This window comes from Thermomicrobiales bacterium (assembly GCA_041390825.1).
Classification (GTDB): domain Bacteria; phylum Chloroflexota; class Chloroflexia; order Thermomicrobiales; family UBA6265; genus JAMLHN01.
Genome location: JAWKPF010000005.1, coordinates 254,795 through 264,151, shown reverse-complemented (window position 1 = coordinate 264,151; position 9,357 = coordinate 254,795). Strand labels below are relative to the sequence as shown.

11 protein-coding genes are annotated in these 9,357 nt (G+C 62.3%); 7 read left to right on the top strand and 4 right to left on the bottom strand.

Annotated features, from left to right (window positions below; translation table 11 throughout):
• The first annotated feature begins 81 nt into the window (after positions 1–81).
• From R2855_02475 to rph, 3 genes are read left to right on the top strand one after another with little or no spacing between them, the layout of a single operon-like run.
• Complete coding sequence (locus R2855_02475; protein MEZ4529872.1) at positions 82–267, top strand: hypothetical protein; 186 nt, start codon at positions 82–84, stop codon at positions 265–267.
• A gap of 8 nt (positions 268–275) precedes the next feature.
• A complete protein-coding gene (locus R2855_02470; protein MEZ4529871.1) occupies positions 276–1,643 on the top strand; it encodes a replication-associated recombination protein A in 1,368 nt (455 codons plus the stop codon).
• Complete coding sequence (rph, locus tag R2855_02465) at positions 1,640–2,368, top strand: ribonuclease PH (GenBank protein ID MEZ4529870.1); 729 nt, start codon at positions 1,640–1,642, stop codon at positions 2,366–2,368. Before R2855_02470 ends, rph begins: the two co-directional genes overlap by 4 nt.
• On the opposite strand, the gene R2855_02460 is transcribed toward rph, so the two are convergent.
• A complete protein-coding gene (locus R2855_02460) occupies positions 2,369–3,319 on the bottom strand; it encodes a hypothetical protein (protein ID MEZ4529869.1) in 951 nt (316 codons plus the stop codon).
• A gap of 7 nt (positions 3,320–3,326) precedes the next feature.
• Positions 3,327–4,085 (bottom strand): metallophosphoesterase, encoded by a 759-nt coding sequence (locus R2855_02455; GenBank protein MEZ4529868.1) that lies wholly within the window; start codon positions 4,083–4,085, stop codon positions 3,327–3,329.
• A 182-nt stretch (positions 4,086–4,267) separates the two neighbouring features.
• Between R2855_02455 and R2855_02450 the strand changes: the two genes are divergently transcribed.
• From R2855_02450 to cmk, 4 genes are read left to right on the top strand one after another with little or no spacing between them, the layout of a single operon-like run.
• On the top strand, positions 4,268–5,029 hold the full coding sequence (locus tag R2855_02450) for a serine hydrolase (GenBank protein ID MEZ4529867.1): 762 nt from the start codon (positions 4,268–4,270) through the stop codon (positions 5,027–5,029).
• Positions 5,026–5,466, top strand: coding sequence for a hypothetical protein (locus R2855_02445; protein ID MEZ4529866.1), 441 nt, complete (start codon positions 5,026–5,028; stop codon positions 5,464–5,466). Before R2855_02450 ends, R2855_02445 begins: the two co-directional genes overlap by 4 nt.
• Positions 5,467–5,469: 3 nt before the next feature.
• Complete coding sequence (locus tag R2855_02440; protein MEZ4529865.1) at positions 5,470–6,207, top strand: pseudouridine synthase; 738 nt, start codon at positions 5,470–5,472, stop codon at positions 6,205–6,207.
• Positions 6,204–7,718 carry a (d)CMP kinase gene (cmk, locus tag R2855_02435; protein MEZ4529864.1) on the top strand — a complete coding sequence of 505 codons (1,515 nt, stop codon included), beginning with the start codon at positions 6,204–6,206 and terminating at the stop codon, positions 7,716–7,718. The genes R2855_02440 and cmk overlap by 4 nt, the downstream gene beginning before the upstream one ends.
• Here the strand turns inward: cmk and cgtA are convergent.
• Both cgtA and R2855_02425 read right to left on the bottom strand, forming a co-directional pair.
• Positions 7,628–8,224 (bottom strand): Obg family GTPase CgtA, encoded by a 597-nt coding sequence (cgtA, locus tag R2855_02430; GenBank protein MEZ4529863.1) that lies wholly within the window; start codon positions 8,222–8,224, stop codon positions 7,628–7,630. The two genes, cmk and cgtA, sit on opposite strands and share 91 nt — an antisense overlap.
• Before the next feature lie 57 nt (positions 8,225–8,281).
• The gene (locus R2855_02425) at positions 8,282–9,142 is read right to left on the bottom strand and encodes a hypothetical protein (GenBank protein MEZ4529862.1); all 861 of its coding nucleotides are present in this window, start codon (positions 9,140–9,142) and stop codon (positions 8,282–8,284) included.
• Positions 9,143–9,357 lie beyond the last annotated feature (215 nt).

The following is a 9,357-nucleotide window of genomic DNA, read 5'->3' as shown; positions in this document are numbered from 1 at the left end:
ACCTGGTCGAGTTCCTCGCCGTGGCCGCAATCGTCCTCGCCGTCCTGATCGTCACCATGTAGCTCACTGCGAGAACTTGCCGTGGCCAATCCAAAAAACGCGAAGTCCACTGAGCTCTACGAGCACTACGAGGAACTCGATCGTCTCGAGGAGTTGCTCGAGGATATGAACGAGCTGGGGGTTTCCTCGATCGAGGAAATCGAAGCGCGCATGCTGCTGCTCAATCAGCAGATCGACGAGCTCGAAGCCGACGTCGAAGCACCCTGAGCGACCCGTTGCCTTCGTCGTCCAGCTCCTATTCCGGCGATCTCTTCAGCGCGAACAAGGAGGATCAGCTCGCCCGCAAGGCGCCGCTCTCCGCGCGCATGCGTCCGCGCTCGCTGGACGAGCTCGTCGGTCACGAGAAGCTGCTCGGACCAGGCGCCCTGCTCCGCCGCGCGATCGAGGCCGATCAACTCTCCTCCATTGTTCTTTGGGGTCCACCGGGCACCGGGAAAACCACCATCGCCCGTATCATCGCCAATGCCACACGCGCGCATTTCGTTTCGGTCAGCGCGGTCTCCTCGGGTGTTGCCGATTTGCGTGCCGCCATCAAGGACGCCAGCGACCGGCTCGGCATGCATGGCCAGCGAACTGTCCTGTTCATCGACGAGATCCACCGCTTCAACAAGGCGCAGCAAGACGCGATCCTGCCATATGTCGAGGACGGTACGGTCATTCTCATTGGCGCGACGACGGAGAACCCATCGTTCGAGGTCAATTCGCCCTTGCTTTCCCGCTCGCGGGTTGTTGTGCTCCAGCCGCTCACCGATGCCGATATCGAGCGGATCATCCGGCTTGCATTGGCAGACACCGAGCGGGGTTTGGGACGAAGAGACATTCGGATCGACGACGAAGCCATCGACCTGCTGGTCAACCTGGCGAACGGTGACGCGCGTTTCGCGCTGAACACGCTCGAGTTCGCTGCCGCCGGACTGGACGACAAGCGGATCGATGTTGCACTCGTCCAGGAAGCCGCCCAGCGCCGCGCCGCCACCTATGACAAGTCTGGTGAAGATCACTACGACACGATCTCGGCACTGCACAAGACTTTGCGCGGTTCGGATCCTGACGCGTCGCTCTATTGGCTTGCTCGCATGCTCGAACGGGGAGACGATCCGCTCTACGTCGCGCGCCGGCTCGTGCGTTTCGCCAGCGAGGACGTCGGACTGGCCGACCCGCAGGCGTTGCAACTGGCAATGGCAGCGCAACAGGCCATCCACTTCCTGGGAATGCCCGAAGGAGCGTTGGCGCTGGCCGAACTCGTGGTCTATCTTGCGCTGGCGCCCAAAAGTAACGCCGTCTATCGGGCGTACGGCGCGGTGCGCGAGGATGTCGAGTCGACGCGCAATGACCCCGTCCCGATCCATTTGCGCAACGCCCCCACTGGGCTCATGAAGGATCTTGGGTACGGCAAGGGGTATCGCTACGCGCACGACTTTGATGAGGGGATCGTGGCACAACAGAATTTGCCCGAGAATCTCGCCGGGCGGCGATATTACCGGCCAACCGATCGCGGGTTCGAGCGTGATCTGACGAACAGGCTGCGGCGCGTGCGTGAAATCTACGAAACAGCGAATGAAACACCAGAGGAGCAAGAATGAGCGCGGGACGAATCGGTGGGCGAAGCCCGGAGGAGCTTCGCAGCGTCGACATCATTGCCGGAGTCGCCCCGAATGCCGAGGGTTCGGCGCTAATCAAGATGGGCAATACGCATGTGCTCTGCACGGCGACCGTCGAAGAAAAGGTTCCCGGCTGGATGAAGGGTCGGGGCAGCGGCTGGGTCACTGCCGAATACGCGATGCTGCCGCGCGCCACCAGGTTACGGACCCAGCGAGAAGCCGTTCAGGGTAAACAGGGTGGCCGCACCGTCGAGATTCAGCGACTCATTGGCCGTTCGCTCCGATCGGTGGTCAATCTGAAGGCGCTGGGCGAACGGCAGATCATCATCGACTGCGATGTCATTCAGGCGGATGGCGGTACGCGCTGCGCCTCGATCACCGGTGGATATGTGGCGCTCGCGCAGTCGCTGAAGAAACTGCGCGATGACGGGCGCATGTCGCGCGATCCCCTCGAGGCGGCCGTTGCCGCAGTGAGCGTCGGAGTCGTTCGCGGGACGCCGCTCCTCGATATCGACTATGCGGAGGACTCAGCCGCCGATGTCGATTTCAATGTGGTGATGACCGATCAACAGGCGTTCGTCGAGATTCAGGGCACCGCTGAAAAGTCGCCGTTCTCGCATGGAACACTCACCGAGCTGCTCGTCCTCGCCAGCACTGGCCTCGATCAACTCTTCGAATGTCAGAAAAGAGCGATTGCCAGATTCTGATCAGTCGATCGCGGTTCGGCTGATTTCCACCAGGGCGTCTTGCAGCGCTCTGGTTGCTACCGGCGAGATCGCGGAAAAACGCAGGGTTTCGCGCAGCCGATCGTCGGCGGGTGCGAACACCGCGATCTCACGTTCCTGCAAGGCAGCAGCGATCGTGTCCCGATCGCCTCGTGTGACCTGCGCCAGCACGTATCCGGAGTCGCTGGGAAACGGCGCGAGGAAATTGAGCTTGCGCAGCATCCGGTAGAGCCGCATTCGTTCGAGTCGCACCCGATGCGCGATCGCGTCGAGCTGAGCCGCATTGCTTACCGCCGCGAGCGCCGCGTGCACGCCGGCAGTCGCGAGGTCGCCAGATCGATCGAGTGTCTTCGCAATCCGCTTGGTGGTAATCGCATACCCCGGGGCATCTGTTCCCAAACCTGCCCAATCGGCAAACGACCGCGCCAGCACGATCGAATCGAACTCCTCCACCAGCGGGATCATCGATCTGCGTTGCATCTCGGCCGACCGTTCATCCAGGATCAAGAGACTGCACCGTCGTCCGAGCTGAGCGGCCGTTGTGACCCCAATCGCGTTTCCGGTCGGATCGTTCGGTGTCATCACCAATGCGACCGATCCACGCGGCGTGGCTTCGATCTGGGCTGTGTCGATGCGGAAACGACGATCGCGTTCGATCGAGAGTGAGGCTGGGCTGCCAAGCGAATGACCACCCGGCGAGTAGGTCACCCAGGGCACGTCACGCTGGCGCTCCAGCAGCGGTTCGAATCGGTGCTCGTCGTGCGGAAAGAGCGCGATCCGCTCCGACGAGACGTCATGGAGCATGGCGAGCCGCTCGCGCAGCATGGAGATGAGGCGGTCGGCCGGAAGATCACGCTCCGGGCAGCCGCACATGGCAGCCAGGATTTCCTTCGTGGGGAGATACGGCGATACCGAGCCGTCCAGCACCAGCATGATCGTCTCAGACCCGCGCCAACATCAGTGGCGACGTGGAGATCGGCAGTTCGGGATCGAGCGGCACTTCATGAATGGATACGCCGCCGGTGACACCGGCGGCGACATTAAAGACCGGAACTCCTCCCGGAGTCTGGCCATAGGGCGAGCCGATATGTGCATGCCCATGGAGCACCAGATCGACGCGGTGCTTCTCGACCACATTGCCAAGCGCCGAATTGCCAAGCAGCCAGTACTTGAGCGGTGGTTCGCCAACCAGCGTGGCCGTTGTTGGCGCGAAATGCAGCAGCGCGATCCGCCGTCGAGTCTGCAACGTGCTGAGCGCGCCATCCAGGCGATTCGCCTCTCTGCGGGCACGCACGGCCAACGCCTGCCAGGCACGATTGGAGACGGGATCGGCTGGTTCTTCCGGCCAAAATCCGCCACCCGAACCGGACACTCCGGCGATACCGATGCCGAGATACTCCCACGTGTCGCCATCGAGCATTCGGACACCGGCCTGCTCCAGAATCTGGAGGAAGTAACGCCGGCGCATCGTGCGGCGGTCGTGGTTGCCCATGACGCCGACGATGGGAATGTCGATGCGTCGAAAGAGCTCGGCCGCCAGTTCGACCTCCTGGATCCGACCGCCATTCGTAATATCGCCAGGCACCACCAGAAAATCGGCGTGTCGTTCGATGCCGATCAATTGCCGCACAAAGTCCGACGGCACTGTGGTGCGAATGTGAAGGTCGCCAATGGCTGCAAAGCGGACGAAATCAGGCATGATACCGGTTTGTCAAACGGGTCGAATCAGGGCCGAACTGATGGTCAGGCCCAATTGGTATGGTACCGCACGCCTCTGATCCGGCTTTGAACGAGGCAAGGACCGCGCGAGTCGGTATACTCCGCGAGTGCAACGCCCGGTGCGGTCGCCCCGGGTTCGAAAGACTGTTTGGGAGTCACGTCGTGTCCAAGGTGTGGGGATCGGGATATGGGCGGATGCTGCGCTGTCTGGCGGCGCTGGTGATCTCGACGGTTCTCTTGGCGCCGGGAGCACTTGCGCAGACCGAGAATGCCGCGCCAGCTGGCTTCGAGGCCATCGCTCCGCCCGAAGGGGTGACGGCGCAAGCCGTCTTCGTCGAAGACGCCACAGCCGGTGCTCCCCTTGTTTCTCTCAATGCTGATGAGCGCCGCTCCCCGGCAAGCACAACCAAGCTGATGACCGCGCTCGTCATCGCCAACAACACCACCGACTGGCAAGCGCTGGTGACGGCCGACGCGAGCGACATCCTGACCGCCGAGGACGGCGAGTCCTTCATGGGGTTGTTGGAAGGTGACGTGTTGTCCGTCGAGCAACTCATGTACGGCATCATGCTGCCGTCCGGGAACGATGCGGCGCATGCCATGGCACGAGTCATCGGATCGAACCTGCTGGCAGCGGAAGGCGCGACAGGGGATCCGGTCGAGCGGTTCGTGCAGGAAATGAACGCCACCGCCGCTAATCTGGGTTTGCAGAACACCCATTTCACCAACGCCGCCGGATTGTATGGCGAGGATCACTACACCACGGCGCGCGACCTGGCGATCATCGCCAGCCACGCATTCGCCGTTCCCCAGATCGCGCAAGCGTCCAGCGTGCCAACCTATACCCTGACGACCCAGGGCGCGAATCCCCGCGAAATGACGCTCACCAACACAAACAAGATCTTTCCGGGCAAGACGGGGTGATCGGCGGCAAGACAGGCACCCTGATGGAATCTGGCGCTTGTCTGGTCGTGCTGCTCGACGAGGGCAACGGCAACATGGTGATTGGCGTGGTGCTCGGCAGCGATATCGAGTTCGATGAAGACCAGGTTCAAATTGCCGAAACCGACATGCGGTTCGACGATATGAGCACGGTCATTGGCGCCATGAATGAGAGCTATCGCTGGGTCCAGCCTGGCGATGCGGCGTTCCCGGGACTCACACAAGAATTGGCGGTTTGGAACGTCCGGCTGGGAGACGACCACGCCATCGTTCTGCCTTCCGCCAGTGCGGATTCACTTCGCTATCTCCTCCAGCTCGGGCCGCCAGCCGAACCTGATGCGCCGGTCGGCACAGTGCTGTTCTTCAGTGGCGACACAGTCGTTGCGACGCGGCCGGTGCTGCAAGCCGGCACTGCCTAGCCCATGGAACGGCTCCAGCGCATCATTGCCGCCCACGGCATCGCATCGCGCCGCGCCTCGGAGCAGCTCATCCTCGACGGAAAGGTCAAAGTCAACGGCAAGGTCGTGCGCGAGCTGGGCGCCAAGGCCGATCCCGCCGTCGACCGGATCGAAGTCAATGGCCGACTCCTGGTGCAACAGCAGAAGCGCTATCTCATGCTGAACAAGCCCTCGGGCTATATCACGACCGCCAGTGACGAGCGCGGACGCCGCACCGTCATGGACCTGATCGAGACGAGAGAGCGGGTCTATCCCATAGGTCGTCTCGACCGGGAGACGGAAGGGTTGCTGCTCTTGACGAACGACGGCGATCTCGCCAACCGTGTCATGCATCCGCGCTATGAGATCGACAAGGAGTACCAGATTCTCACGCACCTTCGGCCCGCGAATGCCACAATGGCGGCGATCCGCAAGGGTGCCAGGGTGGATGGCACGCTGGTCGTTCCGCGTGAGTTCCGCATTCTGCGTGAGACCGCCGAAGGGATCGAGCTCAAGCTGGTCATCCATGAAGGACTCAACCGGGTTGTGCGCAAGATGATGGATCAGCACGAGATCGAAGTCGCCCGGCTACGCCGTACGCGCATCGGTCCGATCTCGTTGGGCGCACTGCGGGTTGGCCAGTCACGCGAGTTGCGTCCCGGCGAGGTCGGCGGTCTCTACGAAGCTGTCGGCCTCGATACATTCGAAGGTGAATCCGAATGAGCGCTGGCCCATTTGCGCGCGTGATTGCCATCGATGGACCGTCAGCCTCCGGCAAGACGACCGTTGCCCGCGCAGTGGCGGAGCGGCTCGGCATCACCATGTTCGATACCGGCGCGCTCTATCGCGCCGTCACGCTCGCGTCGATTCGCCAGGGCATTGCGCCGTCCGATGGGTCCGCGCTGGCTACATTGACCAAGTCGATTTCGATCGCAATTTCCGATTCTGGAGCGGTGCTGCTCGATGGCGAAGACGTGTCCAGCGCGATTCGGACACCAGAGGTCGATCGCTGGGTCTCCGAAGTCTCGGCCCATCCCGCGGTGCGCACCGCGCTCTTGCCCGTGCAACGGGACATCGCCAGTGGGCGCCCGGTTGTCATGGTGGGGCGTGATATCGCGACCGTGGTCATTCCGGACGCCGGGCTCAAGGTGTTCCTCGACGCTGGCATCGAAGAGCGCGCGCGCCGTCGTTTCGCCGATCTTCAACGTTCTGGAGCCAGTGTCTCGATCGACGATGTCCGTAGCGAGCTCGAACGGCGCGATGCACACGATTCATCACGTACGACCTCTCCGCTGAAGCTGCACAAGGACGCGCTCGTGGTTCACACAGACGATCTTTCCGTCGACCAGGTTGCCGACCGCATTGTCGATGCCTACCAAGCGCTCGACGAGCCAGTCCTGGCGCAAGCGCCGTTCACGGTCGAGACTCGACCCGAGTATTTCGCGCAGAGCGCGCGTCGCCGAACGCGCGGCAAGCTCGCCTACTGGGCCATCTGGCCCTGGCTTCACCGTGTGGCCGATATCACCCAGGAAGGCGTCGACAATATCCCCCCGTTCGGCCCGCTGCTCTATGTGTCGAACCATTTGCACAATCTCGATCCCGGCATCGAGTTCTATGCCTTCACGCGGCCGCTGAACTTCATGGGAAAACAGGAACTCTTCGACACACCGGTCTTGCGGCAGATCTCCGAAGCATCGGGAGGGTTCCCGGTCGATCGCGGGAAGTTCGACCGGGAAGCCCTGCGCCAGGCAGAGGAGCGTCTCGAGAAGGGTCTGGCTGTCGGAATCTATGCCGAAGGCACCCGCAGCGTCACTGGCGCGCTCAGCGAAGCCAAGGCTGGAGTTGGATTGCTGGCGCTCAAGACGGGCGCCCCGGTGCTCCCGGTGGCAATCTCGGGGTCAGAACGCCTGCCATTCAACGGGTCGAAGGGGGACACCGCGCGGCTACATGAGGCGGATCGCCCAGGTGTGCACATCGTCTACGGGGAGCCGTTCTACCTGCCGCGCACGGTCGATGGGAAAAAGATATCGGCCGCCGAGGCGACCGATATCATCATGCTCGAAATCGCGCGGCTACTCCCGAAGAGCTACCGCGGCGTCTACGCGGAAAAGCTGGCGGAGCAGAAACACCGGCTGATCATCCCCTACTCCTCATCGTCATCGTCGACCAATTCGAAATCCGCCGGATCGAAGTCGTCACCGTCGAGATCTTCGTCTTCGTCCTCCGGCTCGTAGTCGGCATCGTCGAGATCGTAGATCTCTACATCCTGCCCCTCGAGATCGTCCGGAGCCGAAGCCGGACCATAGCGGCGTTCCTTGGCCGTTCGTCGTGATGGCAGTTCGGGAAGCTCGAACTCCTCGCCCCAGATCAGCGGGAAATCGGCAATGGTGACAACGTCCCCCGGCTCGACTCCCTGTTTTTCGAGCTCGTTCGAGATACCGCTCCGTTCCAGTACACGCTGGTACCGCTCGACGGAATCCATCTGGTCAAAGTTCGTCATCCGTGTGAGCCGTTCGATCGCCACGCCACTCACGGTGTAGGTCGTTTCACCCGTGCGAGTTACCTTGAACGCGCGCTCATCTGCTTCGGACAACGTGTAGCGGCGGCGTTCCTGCGGTTTCTGCTCGTGCACTGCTGCCTCTCGCGCTTCCCGCAACGTTGCTTCGGTTGCTTCGAGAAGCGTCTGAACGCCGTGCCCGGTCGCTGCTGAGATGCAGAAACGTGCGCAGCCCCTGGGCATGAATGGCCGTTTCCAGGGCAGGAATGCGTTCCTGTGCCTCGGTCAGGTCGGCTTTGTTCAGGGCCACCAGCATCGGGCGCCTGGCAAGTTCCGGGTCGTATGAGCGCAATTCGGTTGTTGATCGTCTCGAAATCGACCATCGGGTCGCAGCCTTCGAGTCCGCCCGAGGCATCGAGCATGGATCAGCACGGCGGTGCGTGAAATGTGGCGCAGAAAGTCGTGACCCAATCCGGTGCCATCCACCCCGGCGCCCTCGATCCAGCCCAGGAATATCCGCCATGACATAGGTGGGGCCGCTGCGGCCGCCGATCTGCACCACTCCGAGATTCGGCTCCAGCGTGGTGAATGGATAGTCTGCGATCTTCGGCGTGGCGCGGGTCGAGGCCGCGAGCAGAGTCGACTTTCCAGCGTTCGGCAACCCGACAAGCCCGGCGTCGGCAATCGGCTGCAATTCCAAACGCAACCTGCGCTCTTCGCCCGGCTCGCCCAATTCCGCGATACGCGGCGTCTGTAGTCGACGTCTTGAAATGGACGTTTCCAAGCCCGCCGATCACCGGCGACATGAAGGTTTCTCCGTCCTCGGTCAGGTCGGCAATGATCTCCCCGAATCGTCGTCCCAGACAACGGTGCCGAGGCGCTTCCACTGATGACAAGCCGCGGCGCCGACTTGCCGTCTTTTGGCGCTTCGGTCGCCGCCACCGTTCCTGGCAATGAACTTCTGGTTGTGGAGCCAGTCAGGCTCGTGACATTCGACGCGACCTTGAGCACCACATCGCCACCGCGGCCTCCGTCGCCACCATCGGGACCGCCCTTGGGCGCAGACTTCTCGCGGCGAAACGACATGGAGCCGTTTCCGCCGTCACCGGCTCTGACATAGATTTGGGCACGATCGATGAGCACTGGGGACGATCTTTCCATCGAAAAATCAGGTTCGCCCCAAAGCGAGCGAACCTGACAAGCATACGCGACGATTCTCTGCCCGGCCACAGCCGCGAAGCAGACGGGTGGCGCCAACGAACCGGCTACTCGAGGAAATCTTCAATGTCTTTGCCCGGCTCGGGTGACGGAGCTTCCGCAGCGCCTTGGCTTCGATCTGGCGAATCCGCTCGCGAGTGACATTGAACATCGGCCTT